Origin of the sequence: Micromonospora sp. NPDC048835 (genome assembly GCF_040649995.1) — a bacterium.
Taxonomy (GTDB): Bacteria; Actinomycetota; Actinomycetes; order Mycobacteriales; family Micromonosporaceae; genus Micromonospora.
Map to the genome: position 1 here is coordinate 460,564 of NZ_JBEZGM010000002.1, position 23,957 is coordinate 484,520.

The 23,957-nt window shown below is 68.0% G+C and carries 20 protein-coding genes, 2 tRNA genes and 1 pseudogene; 8 read left to right on the forward strand and 15 right to left on the reverse strand.

Going from position 1 to position 23,957, the window contains the following annotated elements; translation table 11 throughout:
• Nucleotides 1-106: 106 nt before the first annotated feature.
• Nucleotides 107-1,942, forward strand: a complete 1,836-nt coding sequence (locus tag AB0C15_RS04645) for a hypothetical protein (RefSeq protein WP_357348616.1) — start codon at nucleotides 107-109, stop codon at nucleotides 1,940-1,942.
• A gap of 27 nt (nucleotides 1,943-1,969) precedes the next feature.
• Here the strand turns inward: AB0C15_RS04645 and AB0C15_RS04650 are convergent, their stop codons facing one another.
• Nucleotides 1,970-2,746, reverse strand: a complete 777-nt coding sequence (locus tag AB0C15_RS04650) for a hypothetical protein (RefSeq protein ID WP_357348618.1) — start codon at nucleotides 2,744-2,746, stop codon at nucleotides 1,970-1,972.
• A 326-nt stretch (nucleotides 2,747-3,072) separates the two neighbouring features.
• Here AB0C15_RS04650 and AB0C15_RS04655 point away from each other — a divergent pair, with 326 nt between their 5' ends.
• A complete protein-coding gene (locus AB0C15_RS04655) occupies nucleotides 3,073-4,602 on the forward strand; it encodes a peptide deformylase (protein WP_357348620.1) in 1,530 nt (509 codons plus the stop codon).
• 68 nt (nucleotides 4,603-4,670) lie between these two features.
• Here the strand turns inward: AB0C15_RS04655 and AB0C15_RS04660 are convergent, their stop codons facing one another.
• Nucleotides 4,671-5,786 (reverse strand): globin domain-containing protein, encoded by a 1,116-nt coding sequence (locus AB0C15_RS04660; protein WP_357348622.1) that lies wholly within the window; start codon nucleotides 5,784-5,786, stop codon nucleotides 4,671-4,673.
• A 144-nt stretch (nucleotides 5,787-5,930) separates the two neighbouring features.
• Here AB0C15_RS04660 and AB0C15_RS04665 point away from each other — a divergent pair, with 144 nt between their 5' ends.
• Nucleotides 5,931-6,701 carry a CPBP family intramembrane glutamic endopeptidase gene (locus AB0C15_RS04665; protein WP_357348624.1) on the forward strand — a complete coding sequence of 257 codons (771 nt, stop codon included), beginning with the start codon at nucleotides 5,931-5,933 and terminating at the stop codon, nucleotides 6,699-6,701.
• 34 nt (nucleotides 6,702-6,735) lie between these two features.
• On the opposite strand, the gene AB0C15_RS04670 is transcribed toward AB0C15_RS04665, so the two are convergent.
• Nucleotides 6,736-8,019, reverse strand: coding sequence for a hypothetical protein (locus tag AB0C15_RS04670; RefSeq protein WP_357348626.1), 1,284 nt, complete (start codon nucleotides 8,017-8,019; stop codon nucleotides 6,736-6,738).
• Nucleotides 8,020-8,258: 239 nt separating this feature from the next.
• Between AB0C15_RS04670 and AB0C15_RS04675 the strand changes: the two genes are divergently transcribed.
• Nucleotides 8,259-8,349: transfer RNA gene (locus tag AB0C15_RS04675), tRNA-Ser, on the forward strand.
• A 35-nt stretch (nucleotides 8,350-8,384) separates the two neighbouring features.
• A tRNA-Arg gene (locus AB0C15_RS04680) sits at nucleotides 8,385-8,457 on the forward strand.
• A 379-nt stretch (nucleotides 8,458-8,836) separates the two neighbouring features.
• Here the strand turns inward: AB0C15_RS04680 and AB0C15_RS04685 are convergent.
• From AB0C15_RS04685 to AB0C15_RS04710, 6 genes and pseudogenes are all read right to left on the reverse strand, one after another.
• Complete coding sequence (locus tag AB0C15_RS04685) at nucleotides 8,837-9,280, reverse strand: hypothetical protein (RefSeq protein ID WP_357348706.1); 444 nt, start codon at nucleotides 9,278-9,280, stop codon at nucleotides 8,837-8,839.
• A gap of 185 nt (nucleotides 9,281-9,465) precedes the next feature.
• Nucleotides 9,466-9,606 (reverse strand): annotated as a pseudogene (locus AB0C15_RS04690) (ATP-binding protein); the annotation flags it as partial.
• Nucleotides 9,607-9,823: 217 nt separating this feature from the next.
• Nucleotides 9,824-10,435 carry a PIN domain-containing protein gene (locus AB0C15_RS04695; protein WP_357348628.1) on the reverse strand — a complete coding sequence of 204 codons (612 nt, stop codon included), beginning with the start codon at nucleotides 10,433-10,435 and terminating at the stop codon, nucleotides 9,824-9,826.
• Nucleotides 10,436-10,480: 45 nt separating this feature from the next.
• The gene (locus AB0C15_RS04700) at nucleotides 10,481-10,951 is read right to left on the reverse strand and encodes a helix-turn-helix domain-containing protein (RefSeq protein WP_357348630.1); all 471 of its coding nucleotides are present in this window, start codon (nucleotides 10,949-10,951) and stop codon (nucleotides 10,481-10,483) included.
• A gap of 449 nt (nucleotides 10,952-11,400) precedes the next feature.
• Nucleotides 11,401-12,543, reverse strand: coding sequence for a hypothetical protein (locus AB0C15_RS04705; protein ID WP_357348632.1), 1,143 nt, complete (start codon nucleotides 12,541-12,543; stop codon nucleotides 11,401-11,403).
• A gap of 703 nt (nucleotides 12,544-13,246) precedes the next feature.
• The gene (locus AB0C15_RS04710) at nucleotides 13,247-14,827 is read right to left on the reverse strand and encodes a hypothetical protein (RefSeq protein ID WP_357348634.1); all 1,581 of its coding nucleotides are present in this window, start codon (nucleotides 14,825-14,827) and stop codon (nucleotides 13,247-13,249) included.
• A 411-nt stretch (nucleotides 14,828-15,238) separates the two neighbouring features.
• Here AB0C15_RS04710 and AB0C15_RS04715 point away from each other — a divergent pair, with 411 nt between their 5' ends.
• Nucleotides 15,239-16,354, forward strand: a complete 1,116-nt coding sequence (locus AB0C15_RS04715) for a ricin-type beta-trefoil lectin domain protein (protein WP_357348636.1) — start codon at nucleotides 15,239-15,241, stop codon at nucleotides 16,352-16,354.
• Between the two features lie 101 nt (nucleotides 16,355-16,455).
• Here AB0C15_RS04715 and AB0C15_RS04720 read toward each other — a convergent pair whose 3' ends face one another.
• Nucleotides 16,456-17,403 (reverse strand): NAD-dependent epimerase/dehydratase family protein, encoded by a 948-nt coding sequence (locus tag AB0C15_RS04720; RefSeq protein WP_357348638.1) that lies wholly within the window; start codon nucleotides 17,401-17,403, stop codon nucleotides 16,456-16,458.
• Between the two features lie 47 nt (nucleotides 17,404-17,450).
• Between AB0C15_RS04720 and AB0C15_RS04725 the strand changes: the two genes are divergently transcribed.
• Nucleotides 17,451-18,107, forward strand: a complete 657-nt coding sequence (locus tag AB0C15_RS04725) for a ScbR family autoregulator-binding transcription factor (protein ID WP_357348640.1) — start codon at nucleotides 17,451-17,453, stop codon at nucleotides 18,105-18,107.
• Here AB0C15_RS04725 and AB0C15_RS04730 read toward each other — a convergent pair.
• Complete coding sequence (locus AB0C15_RS04730) at nucleotides 18,085-19,026, reverse strand: ScbA/BarX family gamma-butyrolactone biosynthesis protein (RefSeq protein ID WP_357348642.1); 942 nt, start codon at nucleotides 19,024-19,026, stop codon at nucleotides 18,085-18,087. The two genes, AB0C15_RS04725 and AB0C15_RS04730, sit on opposite strands and share 23 nt — an antisense overlap.
• A 378-nt stretch (nucleotides 19,027-19,404) precedes the next feature.
• Between AB0C15_RS04730 and AB0C15_RS04735 the strand changes: the two genes are divergently transcribed.
• Complete coding sequence (locus tag AB0C15_RS04735; protein WP_357348644.1) at nucleotides 19,405-20,124, forward strand: response regulator transcription factor; 720 nt, start codon at nucleotides 19,405-19,407, stop codon at nucleotides 20,122-20,124.
• Here the strand turns inward: AB0C15_RS04735 and AB0C15_RS04740 are convergent.
• The 4 genes from AB0C15_RS04740 to AB0C15_RS04755 all read right to left on the reverse strand — a co-directional run.
• The gene (locus tag AB0C15_RS04740) at nucleotides 20,094-21,116 is read right to left on the reverse strand and encodes a TauD/TfdA family dioxygenase (protein ID WP_357348647.1); all 1,023 of its coding nucleotides are present in this window, start codon (nucleotides 21,114-21,116) and stop codon (nucleotides 20,094-20,096) included. The two genes, AB0C15_RS04735 and AB0C15_RS04740, sit on opposite strands and share 31 nt — an antisense overlap.
• Nucleotides 21,113-22,534 (reverse strand): phenylacetate--CoA ligase family protein, encoded by a 1,422-nt coding sequence (locus tag AB0C15_RS04745; RefSeq protein ID WP_357348649.1) that lies wholly within the window; start codon nucleotides 22,532-22,534, stop codon nucleotides 21,113-21,115. The genes AB0C15_RS04740 and AB0C15_RS04745 overlap by 4 nt, the downstream gene beginning before the upstream one ends.
• 1 nt (nucleotide 22,535) lies before the next feature.
• On the reverse strand, nucleotides 22,536-23,645 hold the full coding sequence (locus tag AB0C15_RS04750; RefSeq protein WP_357348652.1) for a hypothetical protein: 1,110 nt from the start codon (nucleotides 23,643-23,645) through the stop codon (nucleotides 22,536-22,538).
• Between the two features lie 18 nt (nucleotides 23,646-23,663).
• Nucleotides 23,664-23,957: flavodoxin-dependent (E)-4-hydroxy-3-methylbut-2-enyl-diphosphate synthase (locus AB0C15_RS04755; protein ID WP_357348654.1), on the reverse strand; the 294-nt coding region annotated here is incomplete at its 5' end.

The following is a 23,957-nucleotide window of genomic DNA, read 5'->3' on the forward strand; positions in this document are numbered from 1 at the left end:
CGGGGGGTGGGTTCGTGATCGGCGGTCGGCGAACCCGGCACATAGTACGGCAGTACCCCGAAACATGTCACGGCGGTGCCATACGCTGACTACCCTATGAATTGCCATGACTACTCCTGAACCGGACGGGGCTGACGGCAGCAGCGGCCCGGCCGCCGCGTCGTCGGTGGAGGGGGCCTCCGGTCTCGTTCGGCCTTCGCGCAGGGGCAAGTTGGCCGATCTGGCCGCCGTACTGAGCTTCGTGGTGCTTGGCTTCTGGGTCACCTGCCGACTCTGGCTAGATCCGGGCAGCGACGTACGGGACAACCAGTCCGATCAGTCGCAGTTTGAATGGATGATGGCCCACGGCGCGCGAGTAGTCACGCACTTTGCGTATCCGTACCATTCCAATCAGATGAACGTGCCCGACGGCGTGAATCTGATGGCCAATACGTCCGTATTATCCATTTCATTGCCAATGACGCCGATCACCCTGTTGTTCGGGCCGCGGGCGTCATTTCTGATCTTTCTCACCCTCGGCATGATCGCCACCGCCACCGCCTGGTATTTCCTGCTCTCCCGGGTCCTGATCGGCAGCCGGGGGCCGGCGTGGCTGGGCGCCGGCTTCTGCGCGTACGCGCCGGCCATGGTGTCGCACGCCAATGGGCACCCGAACATCGTGTCGCAGTTCGTCGTTCCGTTGATCATTTGGCGCACCCTGCGACTTGGCGATCCGGGCCGCTGGCTGCGCAACGGGGTTCTCCTCGCGCTGGTCATCGTCTGGCAGGCGTTCCTCAACCTGGAGATCCTGCTGATGACCGCGATCGGGCTCGGCGTGGTCGTCGCCGTGCTCGCAATCGGCCGCGCGGATCTGCGGAAGCGGACCCGCCCGTTCCTCGCCGGTCTGGCCGTCGCCGCCGGGGTCGCCGGGCTCCTGCTGGCGTACCCCCTCTACGTCCAGTTCTTCGGCCCGGACGCCTACTCGGGGCTGTCCCGCCTGATCCGCGGCTACTCCAGCGACGTGGCCTCGTTCATCGCGTACTCCCGGGAATCTCTGGCCGGAAGCGCGCGGACCGCCGCGGGCCTGGCCAAGAACCCGACCGAGGAGAACAGCTTCTTCGGTTGGGCGCTGCTGGTGCTTGTGGTCGCCCTGGTCTGGTGGCTGCGCCGTTCGATCGTGGTGCTCGCGCTGGCCGCGCTCGGGTTGCTCTTCGCGGTGCTCTCGCTGGGGCGGGAGGTCCGCTTCGACAACCGGGGTACGGGCGTGCCGGGCCCCTGGGCGGCGCTGGAGAACCTGCCCATCCTGCACTCGGTGGTGCCCACACGCTGGGCGCTGGCGATCACTCCGATCATCGGACTGCTGCTCGCCTACGGTGCCGAACGTGCCCGCGAGTTGGCCGGTGCCCACCCGGACGCCCGGGGACAGGTCCGCTTCGTCACGGCCACCGTGCTCACGATGGCCCTGCTGCCGATCGTGCCCACCCCACTGCCGGTGGCCCGCCTCGACCCCGTCCCCACCTTCGTGACGGGTGGGGCCTGGCGGCCGTACGTGGCTGGTGGGCGCAGTGTGGTGACCCTGCCGCTGCCGGACAGCACGTACGCGGAGCCGCTGCGCTGGTCGGCGGCGACCCGGCTGGACATGCCGCTGGCGCGTGGCTACTTCCTCGGCCCGGACACCCGCCCGAGCGCCGATCCGCCGGAGGTCGCGCTGTTCGGTGCGGTTCCCCGCCCCACCAGCAGCTTCTTCGCCACCATCCGGCGCACCGGTGCGGTGCCGCCGATCACCCCGCAGAGTCGGGTCCGCGCGGTCGACGACCTGCGCTACTGGCGGGCCGGGGTGGTCATCCTCGGGCCGCACGAGCACGAGGCCGCGCTGCGCCGGGGGATGACCGAGCTGACCGGGATCCAACCGGTCTTCACCGGCGGTGTGTGGGTCTGGGACGTCAGGCCGTTGACCGACTGAGCCCGTGTCGCCGAAACCGCCCTGGGCCTAGCGGACGCAGCAGCCCTGGCAGACCTTCGGTCGGGGCAGTGTGAAGGCGAGGCAGCAGGTGCGGCGCTGCACGGTCGGCTCGCCGGTCGGCCCGGGCACCAACTCGATCAGGTCGGTGAGGTCGAGTGCGCCGAGCAGGGTGTCGATGCTCTGCACCGTGGAGCCGGGCAGCGCGTCGGCGGCCCGTAGGATGCCGTGCGCGATGCCGGAGGCGACCGAGCCGAGCAGCGTCCGGGTGCCCACCCGCACCTCGGACTGGATCGCCGTGATGAGCGGTGCCAGATGGGCGTCGAGCAGTGACGCGCGCAGTGCGGCGAGCAGCTCCGCCTCGTCGGCGACGACCCGCACCTCCGGCAGGCCGGTGAGCGCCAGCGGGTCGTTCGGCAGCACTGCCACGGTGGTGCCCCGGCGTAGGCCCATGGTGAGTAGCTGCCGGTGGTCCTCGAAGTGGATCAGCAGGTCGGCCGGATCGAGCAGCGGCACCCGCCGGGCGGAGGCCCAGCCGAGGACGACCGGCAACGCGGCCCAGTAGCTGTACGACTTCCAGGCCAGTGCGGCGCAGGCGTGCGGGGTGCCGCCCCAGCGGACGGCGGCGCCGTTCAGCAGCTCCGACAGTCGGCTGCCGTCGATCAGGGTGGTGGCGGGCGCCCAGCCGAGCTCGTCGTCGACAAGCAGGCCCCGGGCGAGGCCGGGGAGGTCGTCGGTGCCGAACATGGCCCGGAGCGTCGCGGTGACGGGGGCGAGCGGGGTGGCGGCAGCTTCCCGCCGTGGCATCACCGCTGTCACCTGAGTCGTCCCCTGCCTGTGTGACCGAGGAGTGCGCCCCGGCGGACGAACCGCTGCCGTCCTGAGCTAAGGCTAGCCTAACCACAGCCGTGGCCGTAAGGGAAGGCTCACCTTGGTCACATCCCGGACGCCCAGCTCACCCCGTGTTCGACGGGTGTAGTGCCCCGCGTACTACCCGGAGTCGGTGCAGGGAAACGCCGCCGCACGATCGATGGTCGTCGGTGAATTGTCAAGCGGTGTGTCGAAAACATGCCACATGCGTGTGTGCTCGCGCACAGAACGTGAAACTTATATCCCCGGCCACGAGGAAGCTGATGACGACCTCACCCCTCGAACGGGCTGCCGACTCCTTCGCGGCCGAGCTCGCCCGGCAACGGACCGGGCGCGGGCTGTCCAAGAAGCAACTGGCCGTCCTGATGGGGTTCGACCCGTCCTACGTGAGCCACGTCGAGGGGCGCCGGCACCGCCCCACCGAGGATTTCGCCCGCCGAGCGGAAGCCGTCCTGGAGGCCAGCGGCGCGATCTGGCAGCGCTACCGGGAGTACGACGACCTGCGGCACGCCCGGTCGGGTCAGCCGCAGCGCGAGCCGTACCTGCCGGGACAGTGGCTGCCACCCGGCACCGGCCTGGTCGTGGAACGGGAGCTGGCCACCCTGACCCACACCGACGACGGCTACCGGTGCGTCATCCACCGCGAGCTTTACAACGCCGGCACCGAGCCGGTCAACCGCTACCTGGTCCGGGTCGCCGTCGACCGCTACCCGAACGATCCCGGCCGTTCCAACCGGCACCACCGCGAGCACCCCCTCACGTTCGCCGAGCTACAGATACAGGCCCGGCGGGACGACGGCGGCGGCGACCCGGAGCCGATGCACTGGCGGGCCAAACACGACCGGGACGCCTTCAAGGAGATCTGGCTGCTCTTCGAGAACGGGGAGCGACGCTTCCCCCTCTACCCGGGCGACCGGGCCGTCATCGAGTACGCGTACAGCGTCGGGCACGACAAGTGGGGCCCCTGGTTCCAGCGGGCCGTCCGGCTCCCCACCCGGCAACTTGCCGTACGCCTGGACCTGCCCGTGGTGCTCGACCCGCAGGTGTGGGGCGTGGAGACCTCGCTCAGCGCCGAGGAGGGCCCGCTGCGGACCGCGCCACAGCGGCACGATGAGGGCGACCGGGCGATCTACGACTGGCAGACCGACGACCCGCCGTTGAACGCCCGCTACCGGATGCAGTGGCGTTTCCGTGCACGCCCGGAGACCGAACCGGACCCCGGGCCGGGCAGTGCCCGGGTACGACCCAGCGACCGGATGCGCGGCCTCGGCATCGTGCAGCGCGGGGACGACCTGCTCCGCCAGCGCGCCCGCCCGTTCGACCTGCCCGCCGAGGAACACGTCGCCCGGGACGTGGTCGACCGGCTCACCATGGCGCTGGCCCGGCTCGACGAGCTGCACCCGTTCAGCAAGGGGGTGGGTGTCGCCGCACCGCAGTTCGGCATCGGCCGCTCGGCGGCCGTGGTGCGACCCCCCGACCGGTCGGCGGAGCCGGTGGTGCTGCTCAACCCCCGGGTGGTCGACGCCGACCCGGAGACCGACGAGCAGTACGAGGGCTGCCTCTCCTTCTTCGACCACCGAGGTCTGGTGCCCCGTCCGCTGCGACTGGACGTGGAGCACGCCCAGTGGGACGGCAGCCGGATCATCACCTCGTTCGAGTTCGGCATGGCCCGGCTGGTCGCCCACGAGATCGACCACCTGGAGGGCCGGCTCTACGTCGACCGGATGGCCCCCGGCGTGCCGTTGGTGCCGGTGGAGGAGTACCGCGAGACCGGGCACCCCTGGCGCTACTGACCGAGAAGGGACCGGGGCGCGTGCCCCAGGGGGCAGGGGCACGCGCCCCGGTGTGGGGGGAGGAACGTCTAGAGGTCACCGAAGGTGTCGTAGCGGATGTGCGGCGACGGCACGTCGTCCGCGGCGAGCACCCGCAGGGTGGCCCGGACCATGCGGGCGGCGCCGGAGACGTAGCAGTCGTGGGTGGTCCACGGGCCGTACCGGGCCACCACATCCTGGATGTCGCCCTGCTCCCCGTCGAAGTCCGGGTCCTCACTGCACGCCGGGGTGACCGACAACCACGGGTGTACGGCCACCAGCTCCTGCAGACCGGCCAGGCCGTACAGGTCGGCTGCCTGCCGGGCACCGTAGAAGACGTGCACCCAGCGGGTCCGGTTGAAGCTGGCCAACTCCTCCACCAACGCCTTGATCGGCGCGAGCCCCACGCCGCCGGCGACGCAGAGGATGTCCCGTTCCGACGAACGGTCCAGGGTCATCGACCCCATCGGTGCCGCCAGGCGGAGCAGGGCGCCCGGCCGCACCCGACGCACCAGCGCGCCGGAGACCCAGCCGGCCCCCGGGGACCGCACGTGGAACTCCAGCACGTTGTCGTCGTTCGGGGCGTTCGCCACCGAGTAGTTGCGCCACACCCGCGGGTGGTAGCGCGGCACCTCCAGGCTCACGTACTGCCCCGCCTGCCAGCGCAGCGGATGCTGCAACGCCCGGCAGGTCAACACGGCGGTGTCCGGGCCGTGCCGTTCGTGGGTCAGCACCTCGGCGTGCCAGAACGGTGGGTCGTCGTCGGCGGCCGCGCCGGACACCATCAGCGCGGCGATCGCCGCGTACGCCTCCCGCCACGCCTGGTCGTACTCCAGGTTCCAGCCGTCGCCGGCGGTGCTGCGCAGCGCGTCCAGCAGCGCGACGCCCATCGTCACGTAGTGCCGCTCGTCGACGTGGTATTTACGGTGGTCGCGGCCCAGCGCCCGGAGGAACTCGTCGAAACTCTCCGGGTCGTCCACCGTGTGGATGGCCGCGACGATCGCCTCGAGCAGCCGGTCGCCCTGGCCGGCCATCTGCACCGGGAAGAGCTGCCGCAGCGCGGGGTCGAGCAGGAACACTCGGGCGTAGAAGTGTTCGGTCAGCCGGACCCGGTCGTCCTCGACCAGGGTCCAACTCTCCTTCAGCAACCGCGCGAGGTTCTCCACGAACGCTCCTTCTCCAGACGGCATCGGATCGGGCGCTCATAGAATCTCCACGGAGAGTGGCGACTGGTCGCACAGAATGTGCGATCGGCTCATGGTGGCCGGTCGGCCGTGCCACCGGCGCCGGACGTCGGGCAGAGTGGTGCGGTGACCGTTGAGCTGACCCGCCCGGTGTCCCGCCGACTGCTGGGCACCGAGACGCTGCTGGTCCTCGGCCTCTCCCTCGGCCAGTCCGCGATCTACGCGGTGGTGTCGATCATCGCGAAGCTGACCGCCGACGGTCCGCTCTCCAAGCAGACCGCCTCGCTGAACACCTCCGCGTCGGCCCGCCCCTGGCTGGACCTCACGTACCAGCTGCTCGGCATCGTGTTCGCGCTGCTGCCGGTGCTGCTCGCCGTACACCTGCTCAGCCGTGACCCCGGCGACCCGGCGCGGACCCTCGGCCTGGACGCCCGGCGGCCCGGTCAGGACGTGGCGCGCGGGGCCGGCCTGGCGGCGCTGATCGGCCTACCCGGTCTGGCGCTGTTCTGGGTGGCGGCCCACCTGAACCTCAACGCCACGCTGGTGCCGGCGTCGCTGCCGGACGTCTGGTGGGCGGTCCCGGTGCTGATCCTCGCCGCCGCGCAGAACGCCGTGCTGGAGGAGGTGATCGTCGTCGGCTATCTGGTCACCCGGCTGCGTCAGCTCCAGTGGCGGCTGGCCGCGATCATCGCGGCCAGCGCGCTGCTCCGCGGCTCGTACCACCTCTACCAGGGCTTCGGCGCGTTCGTCGGCAACGCGATCATGGGCGTGGTGTTCAGCCTCTTCTACCTGCGCACCCGGCGGGTGATGCCGCTGGTCATCGCGCACACCCTGCTCGACGTGTTCGCCTTCGTCGGCTACGCGCTGCTGCCCCGGGAGTGGTTCGACTGGCTCTGACCGGTCAGCCGGTCGGGTCGGTGGACCACCACCGTCAGCGCCGTTCGGGTCGGTAGCCGGCCACCGCTCGGGCCGCGAGCCGGTCGGCCGCCGCCGAGTCACCAAGCGCCGCCGCGAGCACCGCCGCGCCCGGCAGCAACCGGGCCACCAGCCGCAACGCGACCCAACCGCCGGCCTGCGCGGTGAGCGGCGCGGCCAACCGCCAGGCCGCCTCCCCGGCCCGCGGCCACGCCCCCTCGACCGGGTCACCAGCCGTCTCGGCAGCGGCAAGGGCCGCCGCCGCGCTCGCCCGATCCGGGTGCACCTGGGTCAGCACCAGCAGGTCGACCGCCCGGTCGGGATGCGTCGGATCCTTGCCGTACGCGGCGGCCAGGTGCAACACCAGCGCCGAGTGCGTCCACAGCACCGCCGCCAGCTCGGCCAGCGGCGCGAAGAACCCGGCCAACGCGGCGGTCGCCCCGCCCGCACCCGACGCGCGGACGAACCGCCGCGCGGCCAACCGGGCCAACCCGTCCGCGGACGCGTCCGGATACCTGGTGCGCAGACCCGCGGCCCACCCGGCCGCGCCGGGTCCGAGCGCCCGCACCGCGGCAAGGGCCAACAGCTCCGGCGCGAAGCCCGGGTGGTCGAGCACGCGCGCGGCGACCGCGCGCAGCTCCGATTCCGGGGTACGCCCCAGAGCCGGCTCGACCTGCCGCGCGGCGGCCTGTGCTGCCGGTGCCGTCTGCTGCACGGCGGGCTCTGCCTTGGTCTGCTCGGTGGGCCCTGCCGGTGCCGTCTGCCGCGCAGTGGGCTCTTTCAGCTCGGCCTGCCGCGCGGCGGGCTCTGTCGCCGGTGCCGTCTGCTGCGCGGGGGGTGTGGTCTGCTGCTCGGCCGCCGGTTCCGGGGTGAGCTTCGCCGGCGTGGTGCTCTTGCGCGGGGTGGCCGCACGCTTGGTGGGGCTCGCCGCCCGCTTGCGTGGTGCCGGCGTGGGCGAGGTCACCTCGGCGGGCGTACCGGTCGCCTTTCGGGGGGCAGCCTTACGAGCCGGCGTCGTCCGGGCCTCGGGCGCTGTCGGTGCGACGTCCGCTGCCGGGCCTGGTTCGTCACCATTGACCGGGTCCGGCTGTTCAGCGCTCGCGTCGCCGGCCAGGTCGGCAGGTGTGCGCCGGGGTCGCCGAGGCAGGGGGCGGTCCGGCTCCGGTGGCTGGAACAGCACCGCCGGCGCAGCCTTGGCCCGTCGCGGACGTTGAGTCGCCGGAGCGGCCGCCGGTGCAGCCGTCGACTCGGTCGGCTCCACCGTCGCGGTGGGCTCCTCGGCCACTGGCGGCTCGGCCACGGTCGGTGCCTTGAAGGTGGCCCGTGGGGGGCGCCGACGCGCTCGTTCAGCAGGCTCTCGACGGGTCGACTCGCTGGGTGGCTGCTCCTGCATATCGATGGAGCGTAGTCCCGATCACGCTGGCGCACAGCGTGGAATCACCGAGGGCGGGCGGCCCTGGTGGGCGTACCCCGGAAGTCGTTTTGCCCCCGGTGGGTGGGGACCTGTATCCTCGGGCGCGGTGGTCTGAGGATCACCAGGGAGACTTCGCCTAGTCTGGTCTATGGCGCCGCACTGCTAATGCGGTTGGGGTCTTAAAGCCCCTCCCGGGTTCGAATCCCGGAGTCTCCGCGCGAAAGCCGGGTGTGTACACTGGCTGAGCACGAGCGCCCGTAGCTCAATGGATAGAGCATCTGACTACGGATCAGAAGGTTAGGGGTTCGAGTCCCTTCGGGCGCACAAGATCAAACAACGTCTGACCTGCGGAAACGCGGTCAGGCGTTTTTTGTTGATCGTCCCGGTTGGACAGTGGGTGTTGCGTGGGTGTCATGTGGGCGCCGTCACTTTCCGTAGTCATGCTTGGGTCGCGTGTGTGTTGACCTGCTCTTCCGTCGTGGGGTCACTGGTGCTTGACGGGTAGTGCGAGGGCTGTGGCGCCAGTCGCCCACGGCCACCAGGGCATCAACGACGACCTCGTACCGTTCCGACGAGTTGTCGATCACCGGCAGGCTACCCAGGGTCGGACTCGTGGCAAGCAGCTCGCTGGCTACGCCTCGGTCCTGCGCGGCCGGCACCGGCTGGGCCGCGTCGAGTGACCACCAGCGCACGTCGTCGGGGATCAGCGACTCGTTTGCCGTCGCGTCGATTGTGATAGTTGTCGCTGGCGCGCCGTCTGCGAGACCGAGGAAGGTGAAAGCGCGGACTCCCATTCGCCGATGCCGCCGGACGCCATGGCCAGTCCCGGGCGTTCCTGCCCGGCGGCGGGGAGCATGATCGTTACCGCGCCGAGTTCGGAGAGAGGAGTAATAGGCAGCGGCTGGTCCGGCTCGCGTTCTTCCTCCGGCGGCCTGACTGCTGCTGACAGCGTGGGGTTGCCGTCGCAGTCGACACGCGGAATCCACGTCGGCCGCCGCTCCTGACGGCGCCGGATTGTGACGACCTGCGTCAGTAGCTCCTCCTTGGACGGGTAGGAACGCAGAAATCCGTCCGCGGCCGGCCGGACCAACGCCTCGAGGTCGGACTTTCGGAGCAACTCGGGGTGTTCCGGTAGGTCGATGAACACCTCAGGAACTGCCGACTGTGCCAGCCGCGCCTGCACCGCGGCGGTGAACTTCGACGGAAGTCGCCTCTGGTCTCCTCGAATGCCTTCCTGGCCGGGTCCAGATCAACATCATCTCCAGCCACGGTCGCCAGCATCGACAGCAGCAGTTCGTTCTGCATGAAGGCGTTGAACACGGTACGACGATAGGGGACACGACCGAGGTCGCGGTCATTGAGCCGGTAGCTGTCGCCGTTAATAGAGATGACTTCGGTGATGTGGACGAGACGGTCGATCATGACTGCGACGACATGATCGCCCAAGGCCTTGCCCCAGCGGCCGAAGGGTTCTTGCGGGCGCTGGTTCCGATCTTTTGCAGGTGTGGCGGGCGGTCCTGCCCAGCGCGCAGCCCTCAGGTAGGCCAAGTTCAGTTCAGACAGGTCGGCAGCGCCAGCCGCATCCTGTGTCCATACGCCACGCCTGCGGTCACCCGGCGGTATACCGGTGGTTGCGGCGCTGGTGTGCTCGATGAAGGCAATGCGAGCGAAGGAACTGCTGCTTGCGCGGTCACCAGATTCGGAAGTGTTCGTTGGTTCTTAGTAGGAATGCGAACCGTCCAGCCCCCGCCTTGTCAAGGCTGTCCGTGCTGGAGTCGGCAGCCTCCTCTTCGCTTAACTTGTTGCGGCGTTGCCAGTACATGACCTGGGACAGGTAGCGCCGCCGAACAAGCTCTGGGTGGCGTTCTGCGATCATGCAGAGGAAGGTGTCGACGTGCTGCACGTCGGTGCCAGCGTCCACATGGTCGAGACACTGCTGGAAGTCATTGACGTCACCGTCCTGGGTGACGAGGATGTCGACCCTGCCAGCATAGGCAGCGGCCAGGACATGGTGATCGTTCGGATCTTTAGGGCATGGAACGGACCCGGGCTCCCAGTTGGTTACCTTGGCTTCAGGGAAGTTCTCGTCCAGAGAGTCACGCCAGCGCTCGATCTGCTGCTCTGGCGCGTCTGGATGATTGCGGCGCAAGTGGTAGAAAGCCTCAGTCAACACAGCCTCGCTCCATCGAAGCTCAAACGCGGTGTGTTGGCTGTCGAGGGCCATCATCACCAGCCAATCACGCAGGCATCGTGAGTACAGGATGTTGGCGTCTACGAACACTGTAAGCGGCACCGGCAGCACGTGTCGAGGCTACCGATGCCGCATGGCTGAAGCCACAGTGGAGGTTTATTCGTAGATGCCCAAGTCATCTTGCTCGGCCATCAAAGCTTCATAGGCCTCGCGCTGTTGTGAGATGCGGCTCCGGCGGTAAGCCAATACGTCCCGCAGTGCTACTCGACGGTGAGTGCCTACCTTGTGGGACTTGATCGTCCCTTGATCAATTAGGCTGATCACGGTTGGTCTCGACACGCCTAGCACGCGGGCGGCCTCACTGGTGGTGAGCTCTCGAGCAACCTCGCTCACGACCACACCGTCCCCGCGGTCAAGGACGACACTTACTTGCCTCAGTAGATCAACGACCAGGCTGGGGACGGTTACGGATCCCGCGTTGCGGGCTACTAGGCGCACCTCATCGTGATCCAGCCGTGAGAGGAGAGCGAAGAGGGGCTGCAGTGAATTGTATTCCGGGCTGTCCTTCCGGTTGGCTGCTTCGGAAAGACGGAGCGCCGTTGCCGCGAGTGTCGTCGCCGTGGCCATGATCTACTCCCCGCTGCGGAGCCTCCAGGTGGGCTCGCGCCTCTAGTTTCGGTCACATCTGCAGCATCCGCAACCAGCTTTGATTTATTTCACTTGGCTGTAGTCTAGCTGAGGGCTGCCGCCTTCGCTGGCAGACGCTGGCGTCTGGGCGGCCCTCGGGCCAAGCTGGCGAGCCGCCATGGGTTCAAGCAGGCAACCTGTAATCACAGTTGGCAACCCCTTCGTCTGCTACCGACCGTGATGGTGCTCCGTTGGTGCACGGGTGTGTTCGGCGCATGACCAGCACTCTCGGAACAGAACCAGCACAGCACAGCACATCCTGCACTGCCGATTGCTGCACCACACGATGTTGCACCACGCCCGGAGTCCCTTCGGACGCAAAGATCACGAGGCTTCTGGGCTGCGGAATCGTGGTCAGACGTTCTTGTCGATCACTCTGCCCACGCCATTCAGTCAGCCGGACTGATCAGTGCGGTTCGGATGGTGACCGCTGGTTCGCCCCGACGGATCCAGACGCCTCGCCCTGGTGGTGACTCGCCCGCGTATACGCCGGGAAACAGTTGACCCGCGCTCCGATCGCCACTCATCACCAAGCCGGTTGCCCCACTCTCGCGGAGCGCCAGGAGTGTCGGGTCCCTCATACCCTCCGCCGCACCAGCGACCCTGCGGGTCACCACAAAATGCAGCCACAGGTCGGTCGCCTGAAACAGGAACGGCCGAAGCGGTGCGAGGGCGTGGCTCTCCAAAGCCGTGAGGACATCGTAGTCGTCGACCAGCACCACGATCCGCGGACCTTGCCACGAGCCCGACGACGCGACTGCCCTGCGTCGTCTGGCCACCTCCTCGGCGAGCGCCTGAGCGAGTTGAGGGGCGGTGTCAATGTTGTGGCAGTATGCGCCGATATATTCGTCGCCGACTACGTCGGCCAACTCGCGCCGCGGGTCAAACACCGCGAATACCAGTTTGTCGGCGCGGTACCTGGACACGAGCCCGCGGGCGACAAGAATGAGCAGGTTGGTCTTACCGCATCTGTCGTCACCGAGCACGATCAAGTGCCGGTCCCGGCCGAACAGGTCGAGCATCACGGGCGTGAATTTTTCCTCGTCAACACCCACGGGCACTGGCCCCTTGGTGGGTTCCACCGGAACCCAGTGCTCCTCGATCATTTTGTAGGTGTGCTGGGCGGCGACCAACAGCCGCCCGTCAGGGAGGAACGTCGCCCCACTGACCTCATGGGAATGGTTGATCAGGGTGCGACTGCGCACGTGGTTGCCACCCGAGCCCATCGCCTGGTCGCCGAGGTGGGGGTGGGCGGGCCGCCGGCTACTCGCAGCAATCCATAACCTGCGGAACTCCTCGACGTCGCCGTCGAGAGCCTCGACAACCAGCTCTAACTGACCCCAGGCCGGGTTGTTGGCGCATCGGAGCACCTTGGCCACGGTCGTGTGGCTGATCCCTTTACCGGCCCTGCGGTGAATCTCCCGGGCACTGGGTTTGCCTTGATGCAAGTGCAGTTCCAGCAACCGGCTCCGCAAAAGGGTCAGCGGGTCACTGGTCACCGGCGGCATCACGGGCGCGGTGGGTTCGGTCATGATTACCCACAGCGTGCTGGATGCTGGCAAGACCTGGCAAGACCTGTAAAGCAGTGTCCATCGCTGGATCGGCCTGGCCTGTCCGAACGGCGGTCAAACCGCCCGCGGGGGCCAATCCGGGAGGACCTCGGCCGCCGACGGTGTCGTTCGGAAAACCTCGTTGCTAGGCGTAAACGGCCGTTTTGCGGGGCGGAGGCTGGATCCTAGCCGTCCGACCCAGGGCGGTGCTCTTGGACGGAAGGGATCTTTCGCGATGATGCCCGAGCTGACGCTCCCTGTCCTGTTGGCCGGATCCGGAATCGGAGTGCTGGCGGCTGTGTATCTGTGGTCGTCCAACGTTGAGCGGCGTCGTCGTGCCTGGCGGCTTTTGCGGCTCTTCCTCGGCCGATGACCTCGAGCATGTAGCGCTTCGGAAGAAGATCCATCACGCGGAAAGTGGTCGAGGCCCTTCATCTGGAGTCAGACATGCTCGACCAATCGATAATGACATGGTTCGACTTGCTCTCTAACCACGGGGCAGAGGGCTGGAGGTTCGAGTCGGCTTCCTGAAGGCCGCTAGGTAGCGCAGTCGCAATGCGCGGGGAAGAGCGGGGGTCGTCCCGCAGACGCATCCGGTCCCGCCGCAGCTCCGATCATCGTGATCGAAGCCGTGCGGGACCGGATGCCTACCTGTTGCTGCCCGAGTGCCGGGGTGGGCGGACGATCAGCCGAAGCAGTTGGGCACAGGTGGTGAGCTGGGTGTGCAGTTCGTGGGCCGGTTGCCGCTGATGGCTGTCTTCTGGTCCACGGTGACCTGGCCGCCGTCGTTGAAGATCCCGCCGGGTGCGAGTGTGGAGATGTTGTCGGTCACCTTGGCTTCGGTGAGGGTGAGCGTGGCGTTGTTGTAGATCCCGCCGCCCTGCGAGCTCGAGCCGATGGCCCGGTTGCGGTCGACGTGGGTGCGGCGCAGTACGACGGTGCCGCTGCCGTTGTAGACGCCGCCGCCGTGCTCGATGGTGCTGTTCGTGCTGGCGACGTTCTCGCTGATCCTGCTGTCCTCGGCCACGAACTGGTTGATCTGGTTGAAGACACCGCCGCCGCGTTGGCCGGCCTCGTTGTGGTGGACCTTGCCGTGCTTGAGGTGGAAGGTGCCGTCGGAGAAGATTCCGCCGCCTTCGCTGCCGGCCCGGTTGTCGTTGATCTCGACGTTCTTGGCCTCGGTGGTGGAGTTGATGCCACCGCGGATGCCGCCGCCACGGAAGCCTGCGGTGTTGTTGTCCAGGCGGACGTTGTTCAGCACCGCGACCTGGCTGTTCGACAGGCCGCCACCCGCGCCACCGATGGGCACGGTGTTGAAGACTCCGATCGTGTTGTTGTAGCTCAGTCGGGTGTTCTCCACGGTGAGGTTCCCGTTGTTGAAGATGCCTCCACCGTCGAACACGGCGCTGTTGTTGCTGATGGTGCTGCCGCCGTCCTTCTTGTCCTTGTCCTTGCCGTCCCAGCCGTGGTCGCCCCCGCCGCCGAGGATCTTCGTGACGCCGAAGTTGGCGATACCGCCACCAGGGCCGTTCGTGTGGTTGTAGACCACGTTCGTGTTCTCGATGGTGGCCCTGCCGCCGACGTCGATCCGGATGCCGCCGCCGCCCTGGCCGAGCCCACCATCGGCCAGGCCGCCCTTGATGGTCGCGTCGCGCAGTGTCAGGTTGCCTCCGGTTCCGACCTCCAGGATGCGGAACGGGGTGGCGTTGGCGGCGCGGACGATGGTGGCACCGTTCCCGTCGATCACGACCTGCTGCGTGATGATCGGCAGGCCGACCGCGCCGAAGGGTACGGGTGGAGGAGGTGCGGATCTGGTGAGCGTGTAGGTGCACTTCTCGGCGAGCCGGAGTTTCGCCCCGGAGTTGGCGTTCGCGCGCACGATCGCGGCGATCAGCTCGTCCGAGTTGCACGGCACGGACCGGAAGTCGTCGCCCCTGCTGTCTCTACGATCGTCGTCCTTCTTGTGGTCCCTGCCGTCGCGGCCGCCCGGGTCCTGGCCTCCGTGGTCGCCGCCGCCTCGGTTGCCGTCGGCGAGGGCCTGCGTTCCGGCGTTCGAGGGGCCGTTGCCGCGCATTCCGAACGCTCCGCTCGCTCCGGCCGGGGTGAAGGCGGCCAGGCCGATCACACCTGTCAACCCGGCTACCCCGGCCACGAGCCAGCGCACCCGCCGCCTCTTCGGCGGACGGGCCTGGCCTGCCGCTACCTCGCTCATGTTCGGGTGCAGATAGTTGGACATCGAGCTACCCAGCCCTTCTCCGTACACCATGTCTCCGCACGTCACAGTCGGTGCAGAAGGCGACAAATCGGTTGTTGCCACCAGGGCGAAGGTAGTCGAGCGATCCTCACATCAAACGCCCTTATACGAAAAAAACCTACATTCGGTGTACGCGCCGCTCCCGCCCTACCGGCACCACGAACCTCATCCGTACCGGCGGTCGGCCCTCGGCGCCCGCGGCACCCGGGCGGGTAGCGGGGCCCGCGAAGTGGCGCGCGGCGAGCGGTACGCAGGCCCGGTAACTGGTGCTTGACGTGGCCCAAGTCAGCGACAAGAATTTACAAGAATCGCTGTTAGCGTTAACAATCATCGCGGTGCTGCGACGGCACTGTCATGCCGATGTGGCGGCGGTCGCGACGGCCTGACTCCTCGGTCAGCACTACCACTGCAGGGGAGAAACCTATGCGGACAAGGGCAAGATGGCTCGCGGCTACCGCCGCCCTCGGTGTGGTCCTCGCCGGGGTGCTGACCTCGACGGGCCCGGCCAGTGCGGAGTCCAACGGGGGAGTTCGGGTGATGCCGCTCGGCGACTCCATCACCGAGGGCACCCAGGTGCCCGGCGGGTACCGCATCGGGCTCTGGCAGCGCCTGGTCAACGGTCGGTACACGGTGGACTTCGTCGGGTCGCAGTTCAACGGGCCCGCCAGCCTGGGCGATCACGACCACCAGGGGCATCCCGGTTGGCGCATCGACCAGATCGACGCCAACATCGTCAACTGGCTCAACACGCAGCGCCCGCAGACCGTCCTGCTGCACATCGGGACCAACGACATCCTGCAGAACTACAACGTGAGCACCGCGCCCAACCGGCTCTCCACCCTGATCGACCGAATCACCACCACAGCCCCCAACGCCGAGGTGTTCGTCGCTCAGATCATCCCGATCTCCAACAGCAACCAGGCAGCGGCTGCCCGCACCTTCAACGCGGCGATCCCCGGCATCGTGCAGAGCAAGGTGAACGCAGGCAAGCGGGTGCGCCTCGTCGACATGCAAAGCGCCCTCACCACAGCCGACCTGATCGACGGCGTCCACCCCACGTCCGGCGGCTACGACAAGATGGCCGCCCGCTGGTACAGCGCCCTGCAGTCGGTGCCCGGCAGCATCGGCGACCCGGGCAGCGGCGGCGGATCGACGACGACCGCGATCGTGGGTGCCCTCTCCGGCCGCTGCGTCGACGTTCCCGGCTCCTCCACCACGAACGGCACCCAGGTGCAGTTGTGGGACTGCCACGGCCGCACCAATCAGCAGTGGACCTACACGAGCGGCAAGGCGCTGACCGTGTACGGCAACAAGTGCCTGGACGCCGCCGGTTACGGCACCTCGCCGGGTACCCAGGTCACCATCTACGACTGCCACGGCGGCACGAACCAGCAGTGGAACGTCAACGCCAACGGCACCATCACCGGAGTGCAGTCCGGCCTCTGTCTGGACCCCTACAACGTCGGCACGGGCAATGGCACGAAGCTCGTTCTCTGGACGTGCACCGGCCAGACCAACCAGCAGTGGAGCCGCCGATAGTGCGTACGGTCGCGGCGGGTGGTCGGACCGCAGGTGGTCCGGCCACCGTCGCCTCTCCTCACGCGGCCAGCCGTGGGGCTCGTGACCGCAGCGCATGACCGTCAGCAGGGGGGCAAGCACCAGTCCGTCGCGTCGCGCAGGTCTCGGTGCGGGGGGCGTCCGGGCCGGCAGCCGGCGTCGCGCCAGATCGCCGTCGAGTCGTACCAGTGATCGTTGGCGGCGAGATCGAGCAGGCGAGCGGGCAGGTGTGGGAGTGCGGCGGCGGCCGCCGCACGGGAAAGGTTGATTCCGGGTGCGGTGACGCCCAGGCGGGTCGCGAGTGCCTCGACGGCCTCCCGGAGGCTGACCGGGCGTGGATGATTCGCGTGGTACATCGCGCCGTGCGGGATATCCGGTCGTTCCAGCGCCAGCGCCAGGGCCACGCGGGCCAGGTCCCGCACCGCGATCATGGACATCAGGGCCGTGCCCCCCTCGATCAGGCCAGGGGCTTTCAGCAGGGCAACGAGCGAGGGCAGGACCCAGCGGTCTCCGGCCCCGTAGACGAGGTGCGGGCGGAGCACCACACCACCGGCGGAGGTGACCGACTGCTCGGCGGCGAGGCGACTCGTGCTGGTCGGGGACGAGGGCGACGGCGTCAACGCGCCCTCGACGACTCCACGGTGCGGGCCGGCCCCGTAGACCGCCGCCGTGCTGACGTAGAGCAGGCGACCGACACCCGCCCGCACAGCGGTCCTGACGAGATTCGCGGTGCCCTCCTCGTTCACCAGAGCGCACCGGTTCGGGTCCGGCCCTATGTAGGAGGCCGCGTGGATGACGAGGTCGACCCCGTCGCAACAGCCAGCGATCGTGCGGCGGTCGGCCAGATCGGCCGTGACCACTGTGACGTCCGGGGTGGGTGGGCCGGTGTGTCGAGGACGTAGGAGGACACGGATGTCCGGCGTTCCACGCCGACGGAGCGCGGCGAGGATCGCCGTCCCGATGAATCCGGTGGAGCCGGTGAGCAGCACCCGCCGAACTATCGGGTCTGCGACGGCCGTGCGGCCGGTCACCGGCTGACCATGGCCGCCTCACCACGCCAATCCCTAGGATGTCGCCTATGGTGAGGCAGGCACGCGCTGAGCAGACACGGGCGGCGATCCTCCGGGCAGCCGCGGACGTGTTCGACCAGTTCGGCTACCAGACTACGAGCCTCGGCGACATCATCGCCAAGGCGGCAGTGACCAAAGGCGCGCTCTACTTCCACTTTGGATCCAAGGCGGAGCTGGCGCAGGCCGTCGTCGACATGCAGCACGTGAGCTGGATGAAGATCGCCGAGTGGGCGGCGGCACCCGGCACGCGGGCGCTGAACGCGATGATCAAGCTCTCGCATGCCCTCGCCACGCAGATGATCAACGATCCGGTGATTCGCGGCGGCATTCGGCTCACCCTGGAGCGGGGCTCCCTCGAGCATGACGGCAGAACTCCTTACCTCGACTGGATCGCCATGACTGCTGAGTTTCTGAACCGGGCGGTCGAAGAGCGTGACGTCGAGCCGACGATCGATACTGCTGGCGTCGCCCATTTCATCGTAGGTTCATTCACTGGTCTCCAGGTCTTGGCCCAGGTGCTTGAGGAGCGGCCCAAGCTGAACGACACTGTCGCGCAAATGTGGCGGGTTCTCTTACCCGGTCTGGTGCCGGCTCCCAAACTTCAGGATCTGCTGGAGTTGGCCGAGGAGACGCGTGCGAACTTTATCGTTCAGCCAGCGTCATGAAACCCTGGGCGCTGATGCGAGAGTTCTGCGAGAATTGCACGTCGGCACGCGTGAGGTCAGGCCCCGGTTTTAACGCAACCGAAATATGGCATGGCTGGTCCAGCTCGGTGAAGTGTGCAAAATCGACGTCCGCGCCCACCATGGAAAACTGACGTCCGGCCGTGACGCAGGCGGCTTGGCGCATTGCTTCGTAGACCATCATTCCTGGCGCGTGGTCGAGGGGATGGTCGAAGAAGACAGGGTGGTCGATCGGGACTCGGAGTTCCAAGCCGTCGCGGGGACTTCCGGCGATGACGACATCGCGAGGATCGACGCGGCCGACGGACGAGGGTTCCACGGGGTGGACGATCTGCGGCGCTGCGCTTCTGGGGCTGCCTCCGCCCCACCTCAACCGCCGGTATGTGGCGGGGCTGACGCAGCGGGTCCAGCCGGTCGCCGACGCGAGTTGGCGTCCGCCGTGGTGCAGTTCGAACTCGAACCTGATGGCGGCTGTGCCGTTTGGCCGGACCTGGGCATCCATCGCCTGCACGGTGACCACACAGTCGAACGGTGCGCTTCCACTCTGGACGAGAGGTTCGAAGAGTCGCCAACGCAGGCGCTGCATAATGAAGGGGTTGCGGCGCGCAACCCCAAATCCTTCGTGGCCCACAAGGATGCCGGCCTGTCGAACGGTCTCGACAATCACCAAGGCGTCGAATTCGGCGTTCGCCCCGGCGTAGAGGCTGTGACCGCGGGGCCACTGGGCGCCGCAGACGAACGTTTCCTGGCCGACTCGCTGCCAACTCGTCAGTAACACCTCGGAAACCGCTGCTCGGTGCACCAGCCAACGTGGGACCGTGGAATCGTACGTGAGGGTAGGTCCCGCCGGCAGACCGAGTTCTCGCGAAAGAGAGCGTGGGGCGTCAACCTGGTGACTCACGAAAGTCCCCCGAAACTTATCGATGATCCTCAACGTACTATAGCCCTGGCATCATTCCGTGGCCAGCGATAAAAATGTTGAAAACGTCGAATCCCGCGTTGGTCGTCCCGAGCGTCGACCACGCTGTCGATCACTCTCAGTGACGGGTCTTCACGGGCGGTGTTGACAAAACCGGGAGGTCGGTTTTTTATTGAATCCATCGTCCTTCGTCCATCGCCGCCGCAGGTTCGCCACCCCCGCCGTCGCAGCCGGGACCGAGGCGGCTGCCATTCCAAGCCAACGGACGCTGCCCGTCCTCGCATCTCAGAGCGTAAGTCCGATCAAGTTCCCGACCGGATCGCTCCCACACGGGGGAGCCCTACCCAGGCGAGGTTCTCTATGCATGTGATCATCGCGGACTCCGACGCGATAGGACGCAGGCTGATACGCAAGGTGGTGGACAACCTGCCCGACCATGACGTCATCGGCGAGGGGGAGAGCCTGGGGCAGGCGACCGATTCGGTACGACAGCGCCGCCCGGACGTCCTTGTGCTGTCCAGCACCCTGTTGGCCGAAGGCCCGCAGACGGTGGGCGAGCTGATCGACCGGACCGAGGCGGCGCTCGTGGTCGTCGCCGTGGGTGGCAGCGGATCGAGCGTGTGGCACGGCATGAGTGGAGGGGCCAGCGGTTACGTGCTGCGGGACCGCCTGCCCAATGACCTGCCCCAGGCGCTTGGCGCCGCCGAGGCCGGAAACGCATTCGTCTCCGCCCCCCTGGCCCGACAGATGATCGGCTACCTGGCCGACTGCTTCGACAACGGCTACGACGGTCCCAGCCGCTCGGATGTGATCCGAGCACTGCTGCCCAGGGAGCGGGAGACGCTCCAACGGCTCGCCGGCGGCGAGTCCACCGGGGAGATCGCCGAGGCGATGTCTGTCACCACCGCCACGGTGCGGGCCTACGTGTCGAGGATCCTGCGGAAGTTGCGGGTGCGCAGCCGCGGCGAGGCGGTGGTGGTGGCCTACCGCTCCCGGTTCTACTCGCCGCGACGTCCGCAACGGGAGGCCAGCCCACCTGCCAGCCGGGATCACGGTACGGCCAGGGCCCTGCAGCGGTAGCCGTCGGCTCGATCCAGCAGATCGAGGGAGCTACGCAGGGACCGCACCACGAAGAGCCTCTGCAACCAACGGTCCGCACCGTCGTAACGGGGTGTGAACTCACCCCGTCCGTGAACAGTCGTCGAATTGTCGATGATGGCCAGGTCACCCTGGACCAGGATGGCTTCGCGTCGGACGGCCTGCAACGCCTCGTGCAGGGCGTCCAGTGCCGCAGCGCTCTGCGGGTCGCCCGGCGCGGTGTCATCGAAGTCGACGGTGAGTAGCGGAAAGCTGGCGCTGCCGGCAAGAACGGGCGTTGGCGCGAGGTACGGCCGGTGAGCCTGGCCACGACAGAACGACGGCGCCAGACGGGTACGGAACCGGGGCTCTCGGAGCACGGCCTCGTCCTCCGGACTGAGCAACCGGACGGCCTCGGTTATCGAGCTGGTGATCGAGGACGCGCGACGTTCGTGGTCGGGCCGCAGGCACAGCAGGCCGAGGAAGTCCGGCCGGCTGGCGTGGAAGGCGTTCTCGGTGTGCAGCTTGAAGTAGACCGCGCCGGTGTTCTGTTGCTGGTCCTCCTCACCAGGGATCGGGCAGATGTCGTGGATCAGCGACCCGTGCTTCTCCTCGACGTACGAGATCGGGTCCCCCATCCGGGACATCAGCAGCAGCAACAGGGCCGCCGAGGGCGTGCAGTCCACCGCCACCGAATTGGCGCTGCGGGGGGTCGGGGGCAGATCGCCCGGCAGCGGAAGGTTCCGGACGGTCAGCACTCCGTGCGCGTTGCCGTAGCGGCGAAAGTCCTCGATCGCCCGCAGCAGCCCTTCGGGTAGAAGTCCGTGCAGCAGGTGCGCGACGGTCACCGTCTCCGGCCGGTCGACGGTGGACACCCGCTGCCGGAACTGGTCCACGACCAGCGCGACCTGTTCGACCTCCGCTGCGGAGAGGACGTACGTTCCGAGGCCGACGCGGTCTTCCATGGTCTGGTCGGCCAACGATGTGTGGGTCATTTGAACTCGCTCTCCTGCGCCCTCGCCGACTCCGACCTGTCCGGTGTCCCGGCGAACGGGATGATCAGGCGGTACTTCCCGCCGGTTGACTGTTCGGGAGCCTCGTCGCTGCGCGTCACGTTGATGCCGTCGAGCTGGTGGGCATGCAGGAACGCCTGGATCTCGCCGCGCACGACCCGCCAGAGTTCCTCCAGGTCGGCGTGGTGGGTCGCCCGTAGGCGCACGCTGAGTTGGCTCGGTGAGGTCTGGTGCACCTGCGCCAACTCCAGCCCCGGCGCGCGGTCGATGACACCGGCCAGCGCGACCGGGGCGACCGGCACCTGGTTGCCGTGTCCGTCGTCGAACATCAGCGCCTCGCTGGCCCGACCCCGGGCCCGGATCGCCGGGAACGGATCGCCGCAGGGGCAGGGATCCGGGCGTACGAGCAGGGAGTCACCAAGGTCGTAGCGCAGGATCGGCTGGACTTCGTTGGCCAGGTTCGTGATCAGGACAGTGTGCGACGCCTCGCCGGCCGACACCGGGCGATAGTCGCGGTCGACCGGTTCGACGATCACCCAGTCACTGTTGACGTGCAGCCAGCTCTGCGGGCAACTGGCGGCCGTCGACATGAACTCGCAGGCGCCGTAGCCGTTACCGATCCGCGCCTGGAACACCGACGCGATCCGTTCGTACCCCGGCTGGGAGAGGCCTTCCGCACCCAGCACCACCAGGGTCGGTCGGATCCGTAGCCGGCCGGCCTCCTGCTCGCCGGCGAGCAGGGCGAGCTGCCCCGCATAGCCGATCAGGACAGCCGGCCGGAACTCGTTGAGTTCGGCGACCAGTTGCGGCAGTGGGGAGAACACCGAGAAGACCCGGAGCCGCTGCTCGCCGACCCGGCTGCCGTCGCTTCGCCGCGGCAGAACTGTCGAGGAGCCGAAGTGCCCGCCGGTGGCGAGGATCGAGGCCACCCGGGCGCCGCTTCCGAGGATCCGGGCGGCGTCCCGCCAGCGGAGCCAGCGCCCGAACCCACGAAGGGCCATCGCACTGGTGACAGCGGTACTGCGGTCGTCGAAGAGGAAGATGCCGCGGATGCCGCTGCTACCCGAACTCGTGCCCACCCGGTACCTGTCCAGGAAGGGCTGACCGACCTGGGTCGGGTCGTCGATGAACGAGCGGGCCCGTTCGAGGGTGACACGTCGGTCCGTACACCAGTTGTCGAAGTCGGCCATCAGCTTTCGCTTGTCGGTGACCGGCAGGAGCTTGACGTCGTGGACCCGATCCGGCAGCCCTCGGTAGAGCTCGCGGTAATAGGGCGAGTGGGCGCGTGCGTGCGACACCACCCGGGCGAGTCGGTCGCGCTGGCGCTGCGCCACGCCGCCGGCACCACCACTGCGTGCCTTGCGCATGTCGCGCAGCAGCCAGCTGATGCTCTCCGCCATGTCAGTACACGCCCTCGACAACCGGCTTGCCGGAGAACTGGGTGACCGGTTGTACGTCGGCGATCGAGTCGCCACCGCTGTTGCGGGGATGCGGCACCCGGACCGCCGAGTCGCGTTCCAGGTTGTTGGGGAGGAGCAGACCACGGCTGATGTGGTGCTGGAGGACCTGGCCGCGTTGCCCGTACGGGACGCTGGTGCCGGTGGCCGGGTCGATCACGGAGAAGATCGTCACCGGCGAGGGCGGGTCGAAGATCGGCGATTCGCCCTCGACGCCGTTGGCGCGTTCGACGATGCCGCCGACGATCATCGTGCTGGCGTAGCCGCCGATGAACTTGACGCCGGGAAAGACCTCACGCTGGTAGCGGTTGCGCACCTCGGTGTCCATCTTCGTGCCGCCCCAGCCGATCACGTCCACCCTCTCGTTGATCAGGTCGACCATGTCGCCGCGCCGGCAGAGCGCGTCGAGCAGTGGTGGGGTGCTGTAGAACACCGAGATGTCCTGGGTGCGCAGAATCCACTCGGCCTGGTCGACGACGTGTTCGACGTAGAGCGCGACCTCGTCGGTCGCACCCCGCGCGATCAACCGCTTCACCCAGCGGGGATCGAGGTCGAGCAGGAAGCACATCGCGTTGAACTTGGCCGCGGTGGCACGGATCAGGTGGCCCGCCATGTGCGGGTCGGTGGGTCCCATGCAGAGCCAGTCCCCGCCGCGTCGAAACGCGCCGTGCTGAGCGAGGCCTTCGGCGTGCCAGGCCGTCGCCTGCTCCAGGGTCTCGGCCATCCACATCAGGCGCTTCGGCGGTCCGGTCGTCCCGCCACTCTCGGCGATGAGTGGCTGCTGGTAGTTGGTCCCGTAACCACGCGGGATCAGGTCGCGGATAGGTACGTCCCGAAGCTCGTCCACGATGTTCGGGAAGAGCGTCAGATCTGCGATCGATCGGACGTCCTTCCGAGGGTCGAAGTCGAAGCTCTTGGCCCGCTCCAGCCAGAAGGGCGAGCCGGTGCTCGGGTCGAAGTGCCACTCCATGGCCGTTTCGATGAGCTCCTCGGCGTCGATCGGCTCCGACCAGGGCTGGTCCAGGGGCGAGAGGGTGCTGATTGACGATGTCATGGTTTGCTCCTCGGGTGGTCAGTCGATTGGTATTGCGACGCCCATCTCGTCGGCGATGCGTAGTGCCTCTTCGATCAGGGTCTCGACGATCTGCGCCTCGGGGACGGTCTTGACGACCTGTCCCTTGACGAAGATCTGGCCCTTGCCGTTACCGGAGGCGACGCCGAGGTCGGCTTCCCGGGCCTCGCCCGGCCCGTTGACCACGCAGCCCATGACCGCGACCCGCAACGGCACCGGCAGCCCTTCCAGGCCGGCGGTGACCTCCTCGGCGAGCTTGTACACATCCACCTGCGCCCGACCGCACGACGGGCA

What these genes read in the sequence shown, in the direction of transcription:
- AB0C15_RS04645 (WP_357348616.1), top strand. Translation starts at nt 107, where the DNA reads ATGACTACTCCTGAACCGGACGGGGCTGACGGCAGCAGCGGCCCGGCC.
- AB0C15_RS04655 (WP_357348620.1), top strand. Translation starts at nt 3,073, where the DNA reads ATGACGACCTCACCCCTCGAACGGGCTGCCGACTCCTTCGCGGCCGAG.
- AB0C15_RS04715 (WP_357348636.1), top strand. Translation starts at nt 15,239, where the DNA reads ATGCGGACAAGGGCAAGATGGCTCGCGGCTACCGCCGCCCTCGGTGTG.
- AB0C15_RS04725 (WP_357348640.1), top strand. Translation starts at nt 17,451, where the DNA reads ATGGTGAGGCAGGCACGCGCTGAGCAGACACGGGCGGCGATCCTCCGG.
- AB0C15_RS04705 (WP_357348632.1), bottom strand. Translation starts at nt 12,543, where the DNA reads ATGACCGAACCCACCGCGCCCGTGATGCCGCCGGTGACCAGTGACCCG.
- AB0C15_RS04700 (WP_357348630.1), bottom strand. Translation starts at nt 10,951, where the DNA reads ATGGCCACGGCGACGACACTCGCGGCAACGGCGCTCCGTCTTTCCGAA.
- AB0C15_RS04740 (WP_357348647.1), bottom strand. Translation starts at nt 21,116, where the DNA reads ATGACCCACACATCGTTGGCCGACCAGACCATGGAAGACCGCGTCGGC.
- AB0C15_RS04735 (WP_357348644.1), top strand. Translation starts at nt 19,405, where the DNA reads ATGCATGTGATCATCGCGGACTCCGACGCGATAGGACGCAGGCTGATA.
- AB0C15_RS04710 (WP_357348634.1), bottom strand. Translation starts at nt 14,827, where the DNA reads ATGGTGTACGGAGAAGGGCTGGGTAGCTCGATGTCCAACTATCTGCAC.
- AB0C15_RS04750 (WP_357348652.1), bottom strand. Translation starts at nt 23,645, where the DNA reads ATGACATCGTCAATCAGCACCCTCTCGCCCCTGGACCAGCCCTGGTCG.
- AB0C15_RS04650 (WP_357348618.1), bottom strand. Translation starts at nt 2,746, where the DNA reads ATGCCACGGCGGGAAGCTGCCGCCACCCCGCTCGCCCCCGTCACCGCG.
- AB0C15_RS04745 (WP_357348649.1), bottom strand. Translation starts at nt 22,534, where the DNA reads ATGGCGGAGAGCATCAGCTGGCTGCTGCGCGACATGCGCAAGGCACGC.